At 72.8% G+C, this 20,066-nt stretch carries 19 protein-coding genes; 11 read left to right on the forward strand and 8 right to left on the reverse strand.

Annotated features, from left to right (window positions below; all coding sequences use genetic code 11):
- Positions 1-140: 140 nt before the first annotated feature.
- The gene (locus tag ACSHT8_RS18495) at positions 141-3,515 is read right to left on the reverse strand and encodes a glycosyltransferase (protein ID WP_436492094.1); all 3,375 of its coding nucleotides are present in this window, start codon (positions 3,513-3,515) and stop codon (positions 141-143) included.
- A gap of 169 nt (positions 3,516-3,684) precedes the next feature.
- On the reverse strand, positions 3,685-3,996 hold the full coding sequence (locus ACSHT8_RS18500) for a WhiB family transcriptional regulator (RefSeq protein ID WP_436492095.1): 312 nt from the start codon (positions 3,994-3,996) through the stop codon (positions 3,685-3,687).
- A gap of 227 nt (positions 3,997-4,223) precedes the next feature.
- On the opposite strand from ACSHT8_RS18500, the gene ACSHT8_RS18505 reads away from it, so the two are divergent.
- From ACSHT8_RS18505 to ACSHT8_RS18525, 5 genes are read left to right on the forward strand one after another with little or no spacing between them, the layout of a single operon-like run.
- On the forward strand, positions 4,224-4,976 hold the full coding sequence (locus ACSHT8_RS18505; RefSeq protein ID WP_436492096.1) for a site-2 protease family protein: 753 nt from the start codon (positions 4,224-4,226) through the stop codon (positions 4,974-4,976).
- Positions 4,977-5,012: 36 nt separating this feature from the next.
- The gene (gene cofD / locus ACSHT8_RS18510; RefSeq protein ID WP_436492097.1) at positions 5,013-6,011 is read left to right on the forward strand and encodes a 2-phospho-L-lactate transferase; all 999 of its coding nucleotides are present in this window, start codon (positions 5,013-5,015) and stop codon (positions 6,009-6,011) included.
- On the forward strand, positions 5,947-7,347 hold the full coding sequence (locus tag ACSHT8_RS18515) for a coenzyme F420-0:L-glutamate ligase (protein ID WP_436492098.1): 1,401 nt from the start codon (positions 5,947-5,949) through the stop codon (positions 7,345-7,347). Before cofD ends, ACSHT8_RS18515 begins: the two co-directional genes overlap by 65 nt.
- Positions 7,344-7,880 (forward strand): NUDIX hydrolase, encoded by a 537-nt coding sequence (locus tag ACSHT8_RS18520; protein ID WP_436492099.1) that lies wholly within the window; start codon positions 7,344-7,346, stop codon positions 7,878-7,880. Before ACSHT8_RS18515 ends, ACSHT8_RS18520 begins: the two co-directional genes overlap by 4 nt.
- Positions 7,880-8,245: a GntR family transcriptional regulator gene (locus tag ACSHT8_RS18525; protein ID WP_436502097.1), complete on the forward strand. Its 366-nt coding sequence runs from the start codon at positions 7,880-7,882 to the stop codon at positions 8,243-8,245. The genes ACSHT8_RS18520 and ACSHT8_RS18525 overlap by 1 nt, the downstream gene beginning before the upstream one ends.
- 19 nt (positions 8,246-8,264) lie before the next feature.
- On the opposite strand, the gene ACSHT8_RS18530 is transcribed toward ACSHT8_RS18525, so the two are convergent.
- Entirely contained in the window at positions 8,265-9,185 is a 921-nt protein-coding gene (locus ACSHT8_RS18530; RefSeq protein ID WP_436492100.1) for a DNA-3-methyladenine glycosylase family protein, read from the reverse strand.
- Between the two features lie 76 nt (positions 9,186-9,261).
- On the opposite strand from ACSHT8_RS18530, the gene ACSHT8_RS18535 reads away from it, so the two are divergent.
- A complete protein-coding gene (locus tag ACSHT8_RS18535; protein ID WP_436492101.1) occupies positions 9,262-10,353 on the forward strand; it encodes a mannose-1-phosphate guanylyltransferase in 1,092 nt (363 codons plus the stop codon).
- An 89-nt stretch (positions 10,354-10,442) separates the two neighbouring features.
- Positions 10,443-10,802 (forward strand): hypothetical protein, encoded by a 360-nt coding sequence (locus ACSHT8_RS18540; protein WP_436492102.1) that lies wholly within the window; start codon positions 10,443-10,445, stop codon positions 10,800-10,802.
- Positions 10,803-10,814: 12 nt separating this feature from the next.
- On the opposite strand, the gene ACSHT8_RS18545 is transcribed toward ACSHT8_RS18540, so the two are convergent.
- The 3 genes from ACSHT8_RS18545 to ACSHT8_RS18555 all read right to left on the reverse strand — a co-directional run bounded on the left by ACSHT8_RS18545 (position 10,815) and on the right by ACSHT8_RS18555 (position 13,968).
- Positions 10,815-11,675 (reverse strand): glycosyltransferase family 2 protein, encoded by an 861-nt coding sequence (locus tag ACSHT8_RS18545; protein WP_436492103.1) that lies wholly within the window; start codon positions 11,673-11,675, stop codon positions 10,815-10,817.
- Between the two features lie 24 nt (positions 11,676-11,699).
- Positions 11,700-12,830, reverse strand: a complete 1,131-nt coding sequence (locus tag ACSHT8_RS18550) for a glycosyltransferase family 4 protein (protein ID WP_436502098.1) — start codon at positions 12,828-12,830, stop codon at positions 11,700-11,702.
- A 73-nt stretch (positions 12,831-12,903) separates the two neighbouring features.
- Positions 12,904-13,968 (reverse strand): glycosyltransferase family 4 protein, encoded by a 1,065-nt coding sequence (locus ACSHT8_RS18555; protein ID WP_436492104.1) that lies wholly within the window; start codon positions 13,966-13,968, stop codon positions 12,904-12,906.
- 37 nt (positions 13,969-14,005) lie between these two features.
- Between ACSHT8_RS18555 and ACSHT8_RS18560 the strand changes: the two genes are divergently transcribed.
- The 3 genes from ACSHT8_RS18560 to ACSHT8_RS18570 are packed head-to-tail and all read left to right on the forward strand — an operon-like array spanning position 14,006 to position 18,550.
- Positions 14,006-14,935 carry a glycosyltransferase family 2 protein gene (locus ACSHT8_RS18560; protein ID WP_436492105.1) on the forward strand — a complete coding sequence of 310 codons (930 nt, stop codon included), beginning with the start codon at positions 14,006-14,008 and terminating at the stop codon, positions 14,933-14,935.
- A 38-nt stretch (positions 14,936-14,973) separates the two neighbouring features.
- Complete coding sequence (locus ACSHT8_RS18565; RefSeq protein WP_436492106.1) at positions 14,974-17,481, forward strand: glycosyltransferase; 2,508 nt, start codon at positions 14,974-14,976, stop codon at positions 17,479-17,481.
- A complete protein-coding gene (locus ACSHT8_RS18570; RefSeq protein ID WP_436492107.1) occupies positions 17,474-18,550 on the forward strand; it encodes a glycosyltransferase family 4 protein in 1,077 nt (358 codons plus the stop codon). Before ACSHT8_RS18565 ends, ACSHT8_RS18570 begins: the two co-directional genes overlap by 8 nt.
- On the opposite strand, the gene ACSHT8_RS18575 is transcribed toward ACSHT8_RS18570, so the two are convergent.
- Complete coding sequence (locus ACSHT8_RS18575; RefSeq protein ID WP_436492108.1) at positions 18,547-18,930, reverse strand: nuclear transport factor 2 family protein; 384 nt, start codon at positions 18,928-18,930, stop codon at positions 18,547-18,549. The genes ACSHT8_RS18570 and ACSHT8_RS18575 overlap by 4 nt on opposite strands.
- An 82-nt stretch (positions 18,931-19,012) precedes the next feature.
- Between ACSHT8_RS18575 and ACSHT8_RS18580 the strand changes: the two genes are divergently transcribed.
- The gene (locus ACSHT8_RS18580; RefSeq protein ID WP_436492109.1) at positions 19,013-19,453 is read left to right on the forward strand and encodes a MarR family winged helix-turn-helix transcriptional regulator; all 441 of its coding nucleotides are present in this window, start codon (positions 19,013-19,015) and stop codon (positions 19,451-19,453) included.
- Here the strand turns inward: ACSHT8_RS18580 and ACSHT8_RS18585 are convergent.
- Positions 19,413-20,015 carry a TetR/AcrR family transcriptional regulator gene (locus tag ACSHT8_RS18585; protein ID WP_436492110.1) on the reverse strand — a complete coding sequence of 201 codons (603 nt, stop codon included), beginning with the start codon at positions 20,013-20,015 and terminating at the stop codon, positions 19,413-19,415. The genes ACSHT8_RS18580 and ACSHT8_RS18585 overlap by 41 nt on opposite strands.
- Between the last annotated feature and the right edge of the window lie 51 nt (positions 20,016-20,066).

The raw sequence follows: 20,066 nt of genomic DNA on the forward strand, positions 1-20,066 counted from the left end.
TCAACGCGCACAAGCACGGCACCGTGCGCAGGTTGTCCCATGTTCGCCGCTCTCTCAGGAATCCCGGCCGCAAGGCCACCGCGTCGATAGCAGGCCGATATGTTCGCCGTCGCCAGACCGCTCGTGGCTTCGACTGCGACTTAACGCGGCTGCTCCCGACGTCCAGGGATTGACGTGAGCAGGATGAACAGGACCACGGCACCCTGGGTCAGTAGAAGCACGCTGCGGAGAGCTGTCGGCATCTCGATGCGGACGTCGGCGGCGCGGGTGGGGACCGCGACGGCGACCATGTGGCCCCACGCGCGGACCACCGGGGCCTGTTTGCCGTCCACCGTCGCCTGCCAGCCGGGTTCTTCCTCGGCGGCCACGACCAGCAGCCTGCCCTGGGCGCCATCCGACACCCGCACGGCCACGTTCGGGGGGCCCGCCGACACCGGCACGACCCCGCCGGAGGTGTCGAGTTGGGTCGGTGGGGTGCCGCCGGTGACGGCCGCGCGGGCGAGGTCGGGCGAAAGCAGCGCGGCGGATCCGCCGGTCGACTGGAGGCGGACCACGGGGCGGCCGTCGGCGGTCGCGGGGGCGTCGGCGACGAGGTTGCCCGCGGCGGACTTGAGGCGGTCCCCCGCGCTCGTGGAAGGCAGCACGACGAAGAGCACGCCCGCGGCCGAGGCGCTCGCGACGGCGGCGCGGGCGGCGTCCGGGTCGCCGGAGGTCAGGTCGGCCGACAGGTCGGCGAGGCGGACGGGAGCGGCCGGGGTCGGGGCGATGTCGTCGTCGCCGAAGCGGGGGGTGCGGGCGGTGACCTGGCGGACCGGGGAGCCGTCGAAAGCGCAGAACAGGGCGGAGCGGCCGGTCGCGCCGAGTTCCTCGACCAGCGTGCGAGCCAGCGCGGGGGCGTAGTCAGCCCGCAGCGGACCCTCCCGGCCCACCACCGCCGCGCTCGCCACCATGCCGACCAGCACCAGCACGCCCAGTGCCGCCGCGGGGCGGGCGAAGCGCACGGGAGCGGTGTCGCGGCCGGTCCGGCAGACGCCGAGCATCGTCCACAGCAGACCCCAGCCCACCACCAGCATCGGCGCGCCCAGCCAGCCGTGGGACGACTCGACGCCGCCCAGTGGGGTCATCGGCACCGCCCACACCAGGCCGACCGCGCCCAGACCGATAGCGGTGAAACCGAGGCCGGGAAGCACCGCCCGGCTCGGCCGCAAAGCCAAGCCCACCAACACGGCCAGCACGGCGAGACCGCCCACGAAAGGCCACGCACCTGGGCCGCCCGGATGCAGCGAAAGCAGGTCGCCGATCGACGCCTGCGGAGACGACACCAGCGCGCCGACGCCGTGCAGGACGACCGACGGGTGCTGGATCACGACCGCGGGCCACGGCAGCAGCAGCGCGAGCGGCATCAGCACGACCAGGAACAGCGCCGCCCCGCGCCGCGCCCCGCCGCCCGGGACCAGCACGAAGCCGAGCAGCGACACCACGACGATCACCAGGTGGATCAGCGGGGCGAACGCGCCGACCACGGCAAGGCCCAGCGCGGTCCCTGCCGCCGTCGACAGCCAGGACGACGCGCCCGCGCCGGTCCGGCCACGCACCAGCAGCGTCGCCGCGCCAGAGGCGACCAACGGCAGCAGGATGTGCACGATCACCACGTCGAGCCGACCCTGCGCCACGGCGGCCGTCGCGGGCGGCAGCAGCGCGTAGCCCAGAGCCAGCAGCGCCCGCACCCAGCGGCGGACCGGGGCACGTCGCGTCGCGGCGTAGGCGGCGAGACCGGCCAGCGGAAGGTCGGCGAGGAACAGGAACGCGACGGCGGTGGTCGGGCCGCCGATCGGGGCGAACACCGCGCCCAGCGCGCCGACGATCGCCAGCGCGGCGGGCGCCGGAGCGGACGTGCCACCCGCGACGCCGTGCCAGGTGGCCAGGTAGTCCGACCAGGTCGCCCCCAGATCGCCGACCGGCAGCAACCGTCCGCCCGCGAGGTCGAAGCCCCAGCGGCCGGAGTTGACCACGACCGCCAGCGCGATCAGGCCGAGCACGAGCAGTAGCGGCGGCGACAAAGCGAGTTGGCGCAGAACCCGGCCGCGGTCGACGTGGACGAGCACAAGATCCGGGGCGGGTTCGGCGACGCCGTCGCGCGGTTTCGGCGACGGCCGCGGCCGCGGGCTGGGCCGCAGTCCGACCGGGGCGTCGTCGGGAACGAGCAGGGGCACCGCGACCGCGCCCGACGGCCTGCGCAGCCCCGCCCGTCGTGGCCTGCCATGGGCTCCCGCGGGCAGCGCGTCCGGGCCGAGGGGTGCGCGGGTGACCGCGGCGGCCTCCGGCGCGACCCACACCGCGTCGGCGTCGGGCAGTCTGCCCAGCGCGGCGTCGGCCTCGACGCGGCGGCGGACCATGGTGGACAGCACGCCGCGCGTCGCGTTGCGCAGGCGCGTGAGCCTGCTGGTGAACAGCCCCCGCACGCTGCCCTTGCGCGAAGTCGCCTTACGCGTCGCGCGGCCTTCGCGCAGGCGAGCCCGGCCGCTGAGCAGATAGCCGACAGCGCGCAGTTCGGCGGAACTCTCCGGCAGCCTGCGCTGCATCGCGAAACCGAGCGCGCGCAGCAAGCACAGCAGCGTCACCCGCGGAACGCCGATGAGGAACGACAAAACCGAGCAGTTGACCAGGAACGTGCGCAGCCCGTGGCCGCGGTCGACAGCGCGCGGCTGCCCGCCCAGCGGCGTGCGCGCGTCGATGCCGCGAAGGTCGCGGGTGAGCGCGCGGGCGTGCCGGATACGCGCGGCTGGAACACACAAGACGACCCGGCCTGACCGGTTGACGCGCCAGCCGAAGTCGATGTCCTCCCGCAGCATCGCCAGCGCCCGGTCGAACCCGCCAAGTTCCTCCCAGAGGTCGCGGCGCACGAGCATCCCGGCCGACGACACGGCGAGCACCTCGGTGCTCTGCTCGAACCGGTGGTCGTCGCCCGCGTCGAGCCTGCTCCAGTCCAGTTCGGACGGGCCGATGCCGGTCTGCCGGTGGCCGGAGGCGTCGGTGGACAGTCCCGCCTCGACGACCTCGCGCGGATCGGACCAGTCGACGGCGAGCGGGCCGAGCACCCCGGCCGCCGGGGACACCTCGGCGGCGAGCAGGAGCGTGGCGAGGCAGTCGGGTTCGGGGGCGCAGTCGTCGTGCAGCACCCAGATCCAGCCGCCGGGGTCGCCCCAGCGCTGCACGGCGTGGTCTACCGCGGCGTGCACGGCCTCGCCGAATCCGGTGGAGCGTTCGAGGGTGATGACGCCGTCGAGGACGCGGTCGGCGCCTTTCGCGGCGGCGGCGAGCATGGCGGCGGTGTCGTCGGACGATCCGGTGTCGACCGCCACGATGTGCCGCGGGCGCGGTGAGGAGTGGCGCAGCGCCGAGAGCGCAAGCCGCAGCCACTGGGCGCCGTCGTGGCAGACGAGCACGGCGAGCACCGGAGCGGTGCGCAGCACTGGCGTGCCACGGCCGAGCGCCTGGTGCGATCGTGGCGGCACGGCTGCGCCCACCTCCCATGGCGTCGCTTCGGCGGGTGGCGGTGACCTTCGGCCACCGAGCCCACACCGTACGACGTCATGGGCCGAAACCCGCGCGCGGCGCCCCGAATCGTTGCGTTGAACCGCGCGCGTGCCAGCGAAGGAAGCCGGGGTGAACCGGCTTCCTTCGCTACATGGCCTTCTTCAGCCTTCGACGTTCGCGTTCGGACAGGCCGCCCCAGATGCCGAAGCGCTCATCGTGCGCCAAGGCGTACTCGAGGCACTCCGACCGGACCTCGCAGCCAAGACAGATGCGCTTGGCCTCACGAGTCGAGCCGCCCTTCTCGGGGAAGAACGCCTCGGGGTCGGTCTGCGCGCACAGCGCGCGTTCCTGCCATTCCTGTTCGTCGGTCTCGTCGAAGAACCCGGCGAACACGTCCACTTCCGCCGGCGGACGCTCGCCCCACTCCACGACGCGACCCCCGTCACTCAATCCCTGCATATCGCCCGCCTCCTCGCCTTCCGCACTCCCGGCTGGCGGATGCCATCGCCCTCCCTTGGCCGAATGACATCAATGTGATTACACCCGTGTCATGGCGGCGGGTCAAGCGCTGCCCCCAGGTGGGTGATGCGTTATGCGCAGGCTGTACCCGATCGTGTACCAGCAGAAACGGTACGGAGTGCCGGGGCGGCCGACGCGCAACCGGCATACGTTGCCACACTGGTCGGGTGCAGAGATCAGCGGTTCGCCCTTCGCCCATCTTCCTCGGACTGATCGCCATCACCGCGGGCGGCGGTCTGCTCACACTGCTCGAGAGCGATGTCGCCATCACCGCGGGCGTCGTCCTGCTCGTGCTCGGCGGCTGGGTCGTGTCGCTCTGCCTGCACGAGTTCGGCCACGCGCTGGTCGCCTTCCGCGGCGGCGACCGCGAGGTCTACTTCAAGGGCTACCTGACCCTGGACCCGCGCCGGTACACCGATCCGGTGCTGAGCCTGCTCATGCCGGTGATCTTCCTCGCGATCGGCGGCATCCCGCTGCCCGGCGGCGCGGTGTGGATCAACCACCACGCGCTGCGCTCCAGAGCAGTGGAGTCAAGCGTGTCGCTGGCCGGGCCGCTGTCGAACCTGGTCGTGGCGATCCTGCTGGCGGTGTCGGTGAACGTGTTCGAGCCCGCGGTGCCGCTGGCGGCGGGCCTGTCGTTCCTGGCCGTGCTGCAGCTCGGCGCGTTCATCCTCAACATGCTGCCGGTGCCCGGCCTGGACGGATGGGGCGCGCTGGAGCCGTTCCTGTCGCACGACGCGCGGGTGTTCGGCGCGAAGGCGCGGCCGTGGGCGCCGCTGTTCCTGTTCGCCGCGCTGATCGGCATCCCCGGTGTCAGCCAGGCGCTGTGGAGCGTCGTCTACGCGCTGTTCGAGCTCATCGGCGGCAACGGCCTGCTGTCCGACATCGGCCAGTACGAATTCTTCTTCTGGCAGCGCTGAATCCAGCATCACCCGAACGTGCGAGGATCACCCACCGTGAAGGTTGTCGTAGTCGTCGGCGGGGTCGGCGGAGCCCGGTTCCTGCTCGGCGTGAAGAAACTGCTCGGACTCGACCCGGTCGGCCCGGCCCCGGCCGACTCGCCGCACGAGATCACCGCGGTGGTGAACACCGCCGACGACATCTGGCTGCACGGCCTGCGGATCTGCCCGGACCTCGACACCTGCATGTACACCCTCGGCGGGGGCATCGACACCGAGCGCGGCTGGGGCCGCACGGGTGAGACGTGGGCGGTCAAGGACGAGTTGGCCGCCTACGGCGCCGACCCGGACTGGTTCGGCCTCGGCGACAAGGACATCGCCACCCATCTCGTGCGCACCCGGATGATGCGCGCGGGCTACGAGCTGTCCGACATCACCACCGCGCTGTGCGACCGGTGGAAGCCCGGGGTCCGGCTGCTGCCGATGACCGACGACCGCGTCGAGACGCACGTGGTGATCGACGACCCGGAGTCAGGCGACCGCAAGGCGGTGCACTTCCAGGAATGGTGGGTGCGCTACCGCGCCGAGCCGAAGGCGCGCTCGATCGTGCCGGTGGGCGCCGACGAGGCGACGGCCGGTCCGGGCGTGGTGGAGGCGATCGCCGAGGCCGACATCGTGCTGCTGGCGCCGTCAAACCCGGTGGTGAGCGTGGGCAGCGTGCTGGCCGTGCCGGGCGTGCGGACGGCGCTGCGCAAGACCGACGCGCCGGTCGTGGGCATCTCGCCGATCATCAACGACCAGCCGGTGCGCGGGATGGCCGACGCGTGCCTGACCGCGGTCGGGCTGGAGGTGTCGGCCGAGGCGGTCGGCAGGCACTACGGCTCGCGGGAGTGCTCGGACAACGGCATCCTCGACGGGTGGCTTGTGCACTCCGGCGACACCGCCGACGTGCCGGGGGTGCTCGTGCGGGCGGTGCCGCTGCTGATGTCCGATGTGGACGCGACGGCGGCGATGGCCCGCGCGGCGTTCGACTTGGGTGGTGTTGGCGTTGAATGAGTCTCATGGTGAGCACGGAGCGCGGGATTCCGTGGAGATCCTCGCGGTGCGCGGGCTGCCGGAGTTCCGGCCGGGCGACGACCTGACCGGCGCGATCGTGGCCGCGGCGCCGTGGCTGCGCTCGGGCGACATCGTGGTCGTGACCAGCAAGGTCGTGTCCAAAGTGGAGGGCCAGCTGGTCGCGGTGCCGTCCGACCCGGTGGCGCGCGACGAAGTCCGGCGCAAGCTGGTGCTGGAGGAGTCGGTCAAGGTCGTCGCGCGGAAGTTCCGCTCGCTGATCACCGAGAACCGCCTCGGCATCGTGCAGGCCGCGGCGGGCATCGACTCGTCCAATGTGGCAGGCGACGAGTTGGCGCTGCTGCCGGTCGACCCCGACGCGTCGGCGCTGGCGCTGCGCAACGGGCTGCGCGAGCGGCTCGGCGTCGAGGTGGCCGTGGTCATCACCGACACGATGGGCCGCGCGTGGCGGCTCGGGCAGACCGACGCGGCGATCGGCTCGTCCGGGCTGCGGGTGCTGCACTCCTACGCGGGCCAGATCGACTCGCAGGGCAACGAGCTGTCGGTGACGCGGGTCGCGATCGCCGACGAGGTCGCGGCGGCGGCGGACCTGGTGAAGGGCAAGCTCGGCGGGGTGCCGGTCGCGGTCGTGCGCGGCCTGGAGATCGGCGACAACACCTCGACCGCGCGCGACCTGCTGCGTCCGGTCGAGGACGACCTGTTCCGGCTGGGCACCGAGGAGTCGATCGCCCAGGGCAGGCAGGAGGCGGTGCTGCTGCGCCGCTCGCTGCGCGAGTTCACCGGCGAGCCGGTCGACCCGGAGTCGCTCCGACGCGCTGTCGCCGCGGGATTGACCGCTCCCGCGCCGCACCACACGCGACCGGTCCGGTTCGTGCGGCTGGCCGAGCAGCGGGAGAAGCTGCTGACGGCGATGCGTGAGGCGTGGAAGGCCGACCTGCGCGGCGACGGGATGCCCGAGGACTGGATCGAGCGCCGCGTCCGCCGGGGCGCCCTGCTGTTCGAGGCCACTGAGATCCTGCTGCCGTTCCTGGTGCGCGACGGCGCCCACGATTACCCGGACGCCCGCCGCACCGAGGCGGAGCGCACGATGTTCACGATCGCGGGCGGCGCCGCGGTGCAGGGCGTGTTGGTGGCGCTGGCGGCCGAGGGACTCGGGTCGTGCTGGGTGTCGTCGACGATCTTCTGCGCGGACGTGGTGCGCGAGGTGCTCGACCTGCCCGCGTCGTGGGAGCCGCTGGGCGCGGTGGCCGTCGGGCATCCGGTCGAGCCGCTGACGCCGCGGCCGGTGTCGACCGAGGACTGCTGGGTGGAGCGGTGAGCCTGCACGCCGACGCCGTCTCGGTGCTGTCGTCGTGGCGCCCGGCCGACCGCGGCCAGGAGTCGCTGCGGCAGGCGTATCTCGGCTTCCTCGCGGCGCGGCCGGACGCTTGTGCCCGGTCCTGCGCGCCTGGACACATCACGGCTTCTGCGCTGGTGCTGGACTCGACCGGGGAGCAGGTGCTGCTGACGCTGCATCCGCGCGTCGGGCTCTGGCTGCAACTGGGCGGCCACTGCGAGGAGTCGGACACGACGCTGGCGGGGGCGGCGCTGCGGGAGGCGACGGAGGAATCGGGGATCGCCGGACTGGAGATCGACCCGGTGCCCCTGCACGTCGACGTGCACCCGATCACGTGCTCGCTGGGCGTGCCGACGCGCCACTTCGACGTCCGGTTCGCGGTGCGCGCCCCGGCGGGGGCGACGGCCGTGCGCAGTGACGAGTCGCTGGACCTGCGGTGGTGGCCGGTGGACGCGCTGCCGTCCGACCCGGACGGCGCGGCGGGGATCGCCGACATGCTGGCGGTGGCGCGGTGATCAGCGTGCGGATCGACCCGGCGTCGGCGGTGCCGCCGTTCGAGCAGGTCCGCAGCGGGTTGGCGCAGCGGATCAACGACCACACGCTGGCGGTGGGGACGAAGCTGCCGACGGTGCGCCAGTTGGCGGCCGATCTCGGCCTGGCGGCGAACACGGTGGCGCGGGCGTACCGGGAGCTGGAAGAGGCCGGACTGGTCGAGACGCGTGGGCGGGCTGGGACGTTCGTGGGCGCGGCGGGCGACCGGACGCTGGAACGCGCCCGCACGGCGGCGTCGGCCTACGCGGCGGCGACGCACAAGCTCGGCCTGTCACCGGAAGAGGCGCTGGCGATCGTCGAGGCCGCGCTCAACCGCCCGACCCACTGACAATCGCCGCCTGAGCGCGTCAGAGCGCGCGGTAGTCGCGCGGGGAGAACCGTGGCGCGAAGCGGGGTTTGCCCGGGCCGCCGAGCTGGATGTAGAGCGCGGCCCGATGGCGTTGCGGCGCGTACGGCGCCAGTTCCTCCAGCATCCGCTCGTCGTCGATCTTGTGGCCCAGCAGGGCGTAGCCGACGATGTCCGACAGGTGGTAGTCGCCGACGCTGAGGGCGTCCGGGTCGCCCCAGGCGCGTTGGGCGACCTCGGCGGCGGTCCACACGCCGATGCCCGGCACCTTCCGCAGCAGCGCCCGCCCGTCCTCGCCCTTCAGCTCCGCGGCCCGCTCCAGCCGACCCGCCACCTGGGCCGCGGCCACGACCGTGCGGCGGCGGGCGCCGTCGAGTCCCGCCTTGTGCCACTCCCAGTCCTCGATCCCCAGCACGGCCCGCGGCGTCGGCGGCGTCGACAGGCCCTCCGGGCCGGGCCCGGGCGCGGGCTCACCGAAGCGCCGGGCCAGGTCGCGCCACGTCCGATGAGCCTCGGTGCCAGTGACTTTCTGCTCGATGATCGCCGCGAGCAGCACGTCCCACACGCGGCCGGTCGCGCCGAGCCGCAGACCCGGGCGACGGCGGCGGGACTCGGCCACCAGGGGATGGTGCGCGACGAAGCCGGTGTCGTCGTCGGTGGCGCCCAGCAGCGCGGGCAGGCCGTCGATCAGCCGCTCGGCCCCCGGCCCCCACGCCGAGGCGTGTACTTCGTCACCGATGCGCAGACACAGCGTGCCCGCGCCGTCCGGGGTGTTGGCCGCCAGCCAAAGACCGCGCGCGTCCTCCCGCCACGCCGGGTCGCCAGGGCCGCGCCGCAAGGGGCGCAGCGCGCTCGCGACGTCGTGCGGGCCGGTGGGCGACCACCGCCGGACGAGGGCGGCGGGAGCGGGGATCGCGGTCATCACGAGGACCGTACCCGCCGGTTGGCTACAGTTGTCCGCACATCACGCCCGCCGGGGACAAAGGACACCAACCTCTGTGACTGCCGAACTGCACGTCGTCGTGCCCGCCGGGGGCAGCGGCACCCGCCTGTGGCCGCTCTCCCGGGCCGCGAACCCGAAGTTCCTGCACCCGCTGACCGGAACCGACCGGTCCCTGCTGCAGGCGACCTTCGACCGGCTCGCCCCGATCGCCTCGGCGGAGAACCTGCTGGTCGTCACCGGCACGGCGCACGCGGCGGGCGTCGCGCGGCAGCTGCCGGACCTGCCGGAGCGCAACATCCTGGTCGAGCCGCTGGCCCGCGACTCGTGCGCGGCGATCGCGCTGGCCGCCGCGGTGATCGACAAGCGCTCGCCCGGCGCGGTCATGGCCTCCTTCGCCGCCGACCACCTGATCACCGACACCGACGAGTTCGCCCACACCGTCGCCCGCGCGGTCGACGGAGCGCTCGACGGCCACCTGATGACCATCGGCATCACCCCGACGCGGCCGGAGACCGGCTACGGCTACCTGCACTGCAGCGAGCCCGCCGAACGCGGCGTCATCCAGAAGCTGTTGGAGTTCAAGGAGAAGCCGAGCCTCGATGTAGCCACGCGCTACGTCGAGTCGGGCAGCTATCTGTGGAACGCCAGCATGTTCGTGTGGCGCACGGATGTCTTCCTCGCCGAGCTTTCCGCCCGCAGGCCCGACGTCGCCGACCCGATCCTGGCCATCGCGGCGGCGTGGGACACCGAGGCGCAGGAGTCCGTGCTGGCCGAGCTGTGGCCGACGGTGCCGAAGGTCGCCGTCGAGTACGCGGTGATGGAGCCTGCCGCCGCCGAGGGCAAGGTCGCCACCGTCCCCGGCGACTTCGGCTGGAGTGACATCGGCGACTTCGACACCCTGGGCGACCTGCTCGGCATCGACGTCGGCGAGGGCGGCCGGTCGGTCGGCCACGGCAAGGTCCTGGTCGTGGACGGCAAGGGCGTCGTCGTCGTCCCGGGCAGCAGGCTGGTCGCGACCCTGGGCGTCAACGAGCTGATCGTCGTCGACACCGAGGACGCGGTGCTGGTGTGCAGGCGCGATCGCGCCCAGGACATCAAGAAACTGACCGAGATCCTGCGCGAACGCGGCGAACTCGACTACATCTGACCCCGTCCGATCGGCGCAGACCGATGACGGCACGCGATCGGAGAGATACGCTGGCATGGCACATGGAGCGACGCAGGAGAGGGCACTCTATGGACCCCCGAGAGCGCGCTGACGCCATCCTGGCCCGCGCCCGCGCGCGCGGCGCGTACGTCGTCACTCCGGAAAGCGCGATCTCCCCGATGGACGCGGCCGCGACGCTGCAGATCCCCCGCGCTGTGGTGAACGCGCTGGATGATCCTGAGGTCACCATGGTCTTCCCGGTGGCGACGGAGGAACTTCCGGCGATCGCTCAGGACGCGGCCACACAGTCGCTGGCTTCGCCGCCGCGGCCTCGTCCCGCCGCACCGCGACCGGAACAGCATCGGCAGGAACAGGTGGACGGCCTGGTCCCCACGACGAAGCCGAGTCCGCCGTCGAGGCCCAGTTTCACCCAACGCCTCGACGGCTGACCACCGCTGGGCCTACCGGGTCTCCAGCTTCAGCCGCAGCGCCAAGCCTGCCTTCACGGCCAGCCGGACCGGTGCCCACAACGGACCCTGGTGCCGGTCGGCGATGAACCGGTAGGCGCTGTCGTGGTGGGCGGCCAGCATGCGGTCCGAGGACTTCGCCGTGGAGACGCCCTGGATGTGCATGACCTTGGCCGAGGGGACGTACACGTTCTGCCAGCCCGCGCGGCCGAGGCGTTCGCCGAGGTCGACGTCCTCGAAGTACATGAAATAGCGGGAGTCGAAGCCGTCGACGGAGTCGAAGGCTTCGCGGCGGATCAGGAAACACGAGCCGGACAGCCACCCGGCCACCCGCTCACGCACGTCGGTCGCCGACTGCTTGTACGCCCGCGTCCACGGATTCCCCGGCCACACCTTCCCCAGCACGCCGTGGCCGATTCCCTTGCCCAGCGAGGGAACCTCCCGCGCCGACGGGTAGACCGTGCCGTCCCGTTCGGTGATCAGCGGGCCGAACGCGCCGCCACGGGGCCAGCGGGAAGCGGCCTCCAGCAACGTGTCCAGTGCGCCCGGGTCCCATTCGACGTCGGGGTTGGAGATCACGATCCAGCCGAACGAGTCGTCCAGTGCCGCGACGCCGCGGTTCGCGCCCGCGCCGTAGCCCAGGTTGCCGCCGGTGCGAACCAACTCGACGTTGTCGTGTGCGTCGGCGGCGGCTTCGGGGGCGCCGTCTGTGGAGCCGTTGTCAGCGAGGATCACGTGGACCGGCCGCGAAGTGGCCTTGTCCAGTGTCACGAGGAACCGCTCCAGCGTCTCCCCGGGCGAGTACGTCACGGTCACGACGGCGATCTCGGCACCGTAGGCGGTGGTTTCGGTCACGACCAGACATTGTGCACGCGCGGCTCAGCGCGCGCGTCGGTGGGCCAGCGCGGCCAGGTCGTACACCTCGCGGTGGCGGTCGGCGCTCTGCGTCCAGGAGAACTCCTTGGCGCGCTGCTGTGCCGCGGTCGACAGGGCCGCCCGGCGGGCCGGGTCGTCGAGCAGATCCGCGATCGCGGCGCCGATGTCGCCCGCGCCGACGCCGCAGTAGGCGACCGCGTCGCCGCCCACTTCCGGCAGCGACAGACGGCGGGTCGTGAGCACACAGGCGCCGCAGGCCATCGCTTCCAGCACCGGGAGGCCGAAGCCCTCACCAAGGCTTGGATAGGCGACCAACGCGGCACCGCCGAGGAAGCCCGCCAGGTTCTCGAACGGCAGATAGCCCGCGCGGATCACGCGGAGGCGGTGCGGGACGGAGTCGAGCGCGCGTTCGATCTGGTGGTCCCAGCCTGGTTGGCCCGCCAGCACCAGGGCGGGCGGATCCGTGCGGCCCCGGCAGGCCGCGGCGAACCCGCGGATCAGGGCGGGGACGTTCTTGCGCGGCTCCAGCGCGCCCAGGAACGCCACGTACGGCTGGTCGCCAAGGCCGACGACGGCGCGCGCGGCGGCCACCTCGGACGGCGACGGCGGGTGGAACCGCTCGGTGTCCACGCCGTGCTGGATCACGTCGAGGCGCCCGGGGTCAGCCTTGGCGACCCTGGTCAGCTCCGCCGCGGTGGCCGCGCTCGGCACGACGCAGCGGGCGGCCCGGACCAGCGCGGTCTTGGTCCACGCGCGGAAGAAAGTGGCCTTGATCGAGTGGTGCAGGACGGCGTCGGTGAAGAAGGTCGCGTCGTGCAGGGTGACGACCGACGCGGCGGGGTTGGCCAGCGGGATCGTGTAGTGCGGCGAGTGCAGGACGTCGACGTCGAGCTTGCGCACGAGCCGGGGCAGCGTGGTCTGCTCCCAGGTCAGCCTGGCCGTGCGGGTAGTCACCGCCTCCGAGGTCGGCACGATGCGCGCGCCGGGCGCCAGTTCGCTGTAGAGGCGGGTGTCGCGGGGCTGGCAGACCACGCTGAGCGTGGCGCCGTCGGCGGCCAGGGCCGCGACCAGCGAGTCGACGTACCGGCCCACCCCACCGCGGTCCGCGGGCACCGCGGTCGCGTCGATGAGCACGGACGGGTCGGACACGCCAGACAGCGTACGACGGACAGTCTCGGCGGAATTACCGAATGGGTTAACTTCCTTCTCAGTGGTTGTTCGCCCAGTGGCCGAGGTGTAGTCGCCAGACCGCCGCCGCGGCACCCGCCCAGGTGAATTGGGCCGCGCGTTCGCGACCACGGGTGATCAGGCCGTCCGGGTGGTCCAGCGCCTCGGCCAGCGCCCGCGCCAGGTCGGCCGGGTCGTCGCGGCGGGCGGTGATCCCCGCGCCCCCGGCGACTTCGACCAGGGCAGGCGCGTCGGAGTGCACCACTGGGACGCCCGCGGCCATCGCCTCCAGCACCGGCAGCCCGAAGCCCTCCGCGCGGCTCGGCGCGGCCAGCACGGCGGCGCGGCTCATCACCGTGGCGAGTTCACCGTCGCTCACCCGACCGAGTAAGCGCAGCCGCTCGCGGGGCAGGCCGTGCCGGTCGGCCAGCGCGGTGAGATCAACCTCACCCCACCCCTGCGGGCCGACGACGACCAGTGGCCGCTGGATCTCGACCATGGCGGCGATGAGGGTGTCAAGGCCCTTGCGGGGTTCGACGGTGCCGATGGCCAGCACATAGTCGTCCGGGAGGCCCGCGAACGGGAGTGGTTCGGCGGCAGTCACGCCGTGGCCGATCACGTGCACCGGCGCAGGTCCGGGCGCGTGCTGGGCGAGTTCGGCGGCGACCGCGCGGGTGGGGACGACAACCGCGGCGGCCGTGGCGGTCGCGCGGCGGATCACCTTGCGGTGCCACGCGGCGCCGCGCGGGGTCAGGGTCTCCGGGTGGGTGAAAGGCACGGTGTCGTGCACGGTCACCACAAGCCCTCGGCGCGCGGGCGGGGCCAGCGGCGTGGGCGCGTGCACGACGTCTCCGCCCGGCCACAGCGGCAGTCCGTACTCCCAGGCCAGCGTCAGCGCCCGGCGCGGCAAGGCGAGCGCGCGCGGGCCGAGCACGCCGGGGATCTCCGCCGGGGTCAGGTCGCCGTGGCGCGCGGTGACGCCCCGGACGACCCAGTCCGCGGGCGCCGACGCGGCCAGGGCGGCGGCCAGTTCGCGGGTGTAGCGGCCGGTGCCGCCGGGGACCGGGGACAGCAGTTGCTCGGTGAGGACGACCAGCTCGGGCACGCGGGAAGGATGGCACGGCTGCGGTAGCGTCGCGGCGGTGAACGTCCGCACGACGGTCGTCGTCGTCACCTGGCGCGGGCGCGCCCACGTCGCCGCGTGCCTCGACGCCCTGGCCGCCCAGACCAGGCCGCACCGGACGATCGTGGTCGACAACGCCTCCACCGACGGCACCGCCGACATCCTCGCCGCCCATCCGAGCGCCCCCGAGGTGCGCAGGCTCGCGAGGAACGCCGGCTACGCGGGCGCGCTGGGCGCGGTCAACCCCGACACCCCCTATGTCGCGTGGCTGAACGACGACGCCGCCCCCTCTCCGGACTGGCTCGCCCAGTTGGAGGACGCCCTCGACGCCGACCCGGTCGCGGCAGCGGCCACCGCGCGGCTGATCTCCCCCACCGGAGAGGTCCAGTCGGTCGGGGTCCGGCTTACCCACGACGGCCACGGCGCCGACGCGACAGCGGACCCGGTCTTCGGCTTCTGCGGCGGCGCGGCGCTGGTCAGGACGGCGGCGTTGGCGCAGGTCGGCGGGGTCCCGGCCGACTTCTTCTGCTACTACGAGGACACCGACACCTCATGGCGGCTGCGGCTGGCGGGCTGGTCGGTCGTGGCGGTCCCGGTCGACGTCACCCACCTGCACGGCGCGAGCACGGCGCCCGGGTCGGCGGATTTCCACCTGTGGAACGAGCGCAATCGCCTGGTCACGCTGCTGAGGTGCGCGCCCGGCCTGGTCGCGGTCACCCAGCTCGCCCGGTTCGCGCTGATCACCGCGGCCCTCCCGCTCCGCCGGGGCGTGCCGGACGCGCTGAACTTCCGGGTCGGGCTCCGGCTGCGGGTGTTGATCCAGGTCGCCGCCCGCCTCCCGCGCGCGCTGGCCGCCCGGGTCAAGATCAAACTGTCCACGCCGGACGCCCGGCGCGTCGTCTGGCAACAGTGGACCGGCCGGTCGGGCGACATGAACCAATCCGGATAAGGCACGCTATGGCCAAGGAGCTACGGGGAGGAGCAGGCGTGGTCGAGGGGGCACTGCCCACATTGTCGGTGATCTTGGTGAACTACCGGGGGGCCGACGACACCCTGACCTGCCTGCGCGCCCTGCGCCGCGACCTCGACTATCCGGCCGACCGGTTGCAGGTGATCTGCGTCGACAACGCCTCGGGGGACGGCAGCGCCGAGAAGATCCGCGCTGTCGACGGGGTCGAGCTGGTCGAGGCGCCGGACAACCTGGGCTTCGCGGGCGGGTGCAACCTGGGCGTCGAGCACGCGCGGGGCACGGTCCTCGCCTTCCTCAACAACGACGCGCGGCCCGACCCGCAGTGGGCGCGCGCGGCGGTCAAGGTCCTCACCGAGCAGCCGGACGTGGCGGCGGTGGCCAGCAAGGTGCTCGACTGGGACGGCGCGAACATCGACTTCGTCGACGCGGGTCTGACCTGGTTCGGCATGGGCTACAAGCGGCACGCCGGCCAGCCCGACGACGGCAGCCACGACGACCCGCGCGACGTGCTGTTCGCGACCGGCGCGGCGATGTTCGTCCGCGCCGGGGTCTACCGCGAGCTGGGCGGGTTCGACGAGCGGTTCTTCATGTTCTACGAGGACGTCGACCTCGGTTGGCGGCTGAACCTGCGCGGGTGGCGGGTGCGCTACGAGCCGACGTCGCTGGCCTACCACCGGCACCACGCGTCGATGTCCGAAGTGGACACCGAGGACCAGTCGCGCGAGCTGTACCTGCTGGAGCGCAACGCGTTGGCCGCGCTCTACAAGAACCTCTCCGACGAGACGCTGGCCAAGGCGCTGCCCGGCGCGCTGGCGCTGTCCGTGCGGCGGGCCACCGCGCGCGGCGACGTCGACCCGACGCAGCTGGAGATCACCCGCCGCGACGGCGCCGAGGGTCCGGTGTCGATCCCCCGGACCACGCTGGCCGGGATCCTGGCGATCGACCAGTTCGTGGAGATGCTGCCGTCGCTGGCGGCCTCCCGCGCGGTCGAGCAGGCCGCGCGGGTGCGGTCGGACGCCGACCTGGTTCCGTTGATGCGCAAGGCGATGGAGCCCGCCTACCCGCTGCCGCGCTACCTGGCCGCGCACGAGGCGATCGTCGAGGCGCTGGGCCTGGAGCAGGTGTTCGGCGCGCGGCGCAAGATCCTGGTGATCACCGGCGATGCGATCTCCGAGCGGATGGCCGGTCCGGCGATCCGCGCGTGGAACATGGCCGACGTGCTGGTCGCCGAGCATGAGGTGCGGCTGGTGACGGTCAACCCGGTGTGCGCCCCGGCGGACGCGGCCTTCCCGGTGCTGCGCGCGAAGCCGCGTGAGCTGGAGCCGCACGTGGCGTGGGCGGACGTGGTGATCGTCCAGGGGCACGCGCTGGAGCTGATCTCGTCGTTGAAGCGGCCTGGGTCGAAGAAGATCGTCGTCTGCGACGTCTACGACCCGATGCACCTCGAACTGCTGGAGCAGGGCAAGGACGAGATCGCCGAGAAGCGCGAGCTGGACCTGGTCGGGGTGACCAAGGTGCTCAACACGCAGCTGGAACGCGGCGACTTCTTCATCTGCGCGTCGGAGCGGCAGCGGCACTTCTGGCTGGGCCACCTGATGTCACTGGGCAGGCTGACACCCGCGCTCTACGACGGCGACCCGACGCTGCGGTCGGTGCTCGACGTGGTGCCGTTCGGGCTGCCGGGCAAGCCGCCGCAGCAGTCGCGCAACCCGATCAAGGGCGGCATCCCGGGGATCGGCGACGGCGACAAGGTCGTGCTGTGGGCCGGGGGCGTCTACAGCTGGTTCGACCCGTTGACGCTGGTCAGCGCCATGGGAGTGCTCGCGCGGCGGCGGCCGGAGGTCCGGCTGGTGTTCCTCGGGATGAAGCACCCGAACCCCGAGGTGCCGGAGATGGACATCGGCGCGCAGGTGCGCGCGCTGTCCGGGCGGCTCGACCTGACCGGGCGGCACGTGTTCTTCAACGAGACGTGGGTGCCCTACGAGCAGCGCCAGGACTGGCTGCTCGACGCCGACTGCGGCGTCACGACGCACTACGAGCACGTGGAGACCACGTTCGCGTTCCGCACGCGGGTGCTCGACTACCTGTGGGCGGGCCTGCCGATCGTGACGACCGACGGCGACTCGTTCGCCGAGCTGGTGCGCGCGGAGGGCCTGGGGGTCGTGGTCCCGGCCGAGAACGCCGACGCGCTGGCCGACGCGATGGAGCGGGTGCTCTACGACGTGGACTTCGCCCAGGGCTGCCAGGACCGGATCGCCGCGGTGCGGGAGCGGTTCACCTGGGAGAACGCGCTGGCCCCGCTGACCGCGTTCTGCCGCGACCCGCGCCCGGCCACCGACCGGCTGCCCGGCGCGGAGCCGTTGGTGCGCAAGCCCGCGCTGGGCGCGGCGGGCACGGTTCGGCGGGATCTCGCGCTGGTGCGCGAGTACCTCGACGGCGGCGGCCCGACGGAACTGGCCAAGCGGGCCGCGGGCCGGGTCCGCAGGCTGGCCCGCGAGAAGCTGCGCGGCGGGCGCGATGTCTGACCGGCCGATCCGCGTCCTCATCGACGGCACCCCGCTGCTGGGGTCCCGCACCGGCATCGGCCGCTACACCGCCGCGCTCGCCGAGGAACTGGCCTCCTCGCCGGACGTGAACATGCGCGCGGTCGCGTTCACCCTGCGCGGCTGGCGCAAGCTGCGCCGGGTCCTGCCGCACGGCTCGCGGGCCACCGGCTTCCCGGTGCCCGCGCGGCTGCTGCGCAAGGCGTGGGTGCGCAACACGTTCCCGCCGATCGAGCTGTTCGCCGGGCTGACGGACGTGGTGCACGGGACGAACTTCGTGCTGCCGCCGTCGTTGCGCGCCAAGGGTGTGCTGACGATCCACGACCTGGCGTTCCTGGAGTTCCCCGACGAACTTCCGCCGAGCGACGCCGAACTACCCCGACTCGTCCAACTCTCGGCGGACCGGGCCACGGTGATCTGCGTCCCGACCCGCGCGGTGGCGCGGCGGGTGGTCGAGCGGCTCGGGGTGGCCGAGGAGAAGGTCCGGGTGACCCCGCTCGGCGTCGACCCGCAGTGGTTCACCGCGCGCCCGCCGAACGAGGCGCTGGTCAGTCGGATCGGCCTGCCCAAGGAGTACCTGCTGTTCGTCGGCGCGGCGGGTCCCCGCAAGGCGCTGGGCTGGCTGCTCGACGCCCACGCCGCCACACCGTCGCTGCCACCGCTGGTGCTGACCGGGCCGGGGCACGCGGTCGGGTCGGAGCGCGTAATCTCGACGGGCTATTTGTCCGAAGTGGACTTGCGGTCGGTGGTCGCCGGAGCGAGCGCGCTGGTGCTGCCGTCCCGGGACGAGGGCTTCGGCCTGCCGGTCCTGGAAGCCATGGCCTGCGACGTGCCCGTTGTGTGCTCGGATGTTCCCGCACTGCGCGAGGTGTCCGGCGGCCACGCCACCCTCGTCCCGTTCGGCGACACCGAGGCCATGTCCGTGGCGCTTACCGCGGTGCTCGAGACCCCGCTGTCCCCGGCGACCCTGTCCGCCCGCCGGACCCACGCCGCGGCCCACACGTGGCGCCGCTGCGCGGAACTGACGATCGCGGCGTACCAGTCGACCTAGATCCGCCAGGTCGGAGTCACCTCGAGGCGCGAGAGCCGCCATCCGGCGTCCTCTTTGCGGGCGCCGAACCGGTAGACGCCGCCGAGTTCCAGGACGCGCTTGCCGTCCTTGATGAACGTCCCGATCAGGTTGGCCCGGACGGCGGCCTCGGCACCGTCCACATCGACCAGCACGTTGCCGACCAGATGCTGGATCCCCTGGTACTCGGCGTGATTGCGGGCCGCCTGCTCGATCACCGCCACCACCCCTTCGGCGACGCCGCCCGGCGTGCTGACGGTGACGTCGTCGGTGAACACCTCGCGCAGGTCGTCGAAGCGGTGGTCGTCCAGGCACGCGCCGAGGCGGTAGACGAGTTGGGTTATGTCCTGGGTCGCTGACATGTTCCTCCCTTATTCGTTGGCCGCGCCAACGTTGGTGTTGCCAACGTATCCGCCCGCGAGCGGAGGCGCTACGGTGAACCGCATGGACACCCGCTCAGCCCCGGCCCGACTGCGCTCGCTGACGAGCTGGCTGATCAACCAGAACTCGGTCACCGCCCGCAACGTCGTCACCGAGCGACTGGAGGGCACGGGAACGCGGCGGTACCACTACTCGATGCTGGCGGCGCTGGACGAGTTCGGCCCGGCGAGCCAGGCCGACCTGGGCCGTCGCTGCGGCCTGGACCGCAGCGACGTGGCGGGGGCGATGACGGACCTGCTGGAACGCGGCTGGGTCGACCGTGCCCCGGACCCGGCCGACCGCAGGCGCAACATCGTCCAGCTCACGAAGGCGGGCACCAAGCAGCTGAAGACCCTGGACCGCGCCATCGGCGAGGCCCAGGACGACCTACTCGCCCCGCTGTCGGCCGCCGAGCGGCAGCAGCTCAACCGCCTGCTGACCCGGCTGGCCGACCACCACGCCTGACCGGCCCGAGCACGACGTCCAACTGGCGGTCGAGCAACGCCGAGATCCGCTGCCGATCGAGCCTGCCGGTCTCGGCGACACCACCGACGGCCAGGCCGTCGAGTACCGCCAGCAGCAGCCCCGCCGCGACCCGGTCCTCGGTCTGCGTCTCCCGCCCCCGGGCGGCGGCGATCAACTGGGCGAGCAGGTCTTCGAGCCGCTGCCAGGTCTCCCGGTAGACCGCGGCCAGTTCGGGATCGGCGATGGCATGGGCGACGAAGGCGAGACTGACCCGCCCTTCGGTGGCGCGTTCGTCGTCGAGGGGGACGAGTTGGCGCGCGATCTCCCGGAGCGCGTCGGCGGGCTCCCGATCGGCCTGCGCACTCCGGACGCGGGCCTCGACCTGACCCGCGACCGAGTCCATCGCGGCCAGGAGCATGGCCTGCTTCGTGCGGAAGTAGTGCTGGACGAGCCCCGCGGACACCCCGGCGGCCTCCGCGACCTGCCGCACACTCACCGCCTCCATCCCCCGCTCGGCGACGAGCGCCACGAGCGCCCGGACTACGGCTTCGCGTCCGTTCATGGTGGCCTCCGATACGAGTGTATGGCATAGTGAGGGTACGGCAATACGTTC

It is taken from the genome of Actinokineospora sp. HUAS TT18 (genome assembly GCF_051364635.1).
In the GTDB taxonomy this organism is placed as follows: Bacteria; Actinomycetota; Actinomycetes; order Mycobacteriales; family Pseudonocardiaceae; genus Actinokineospora.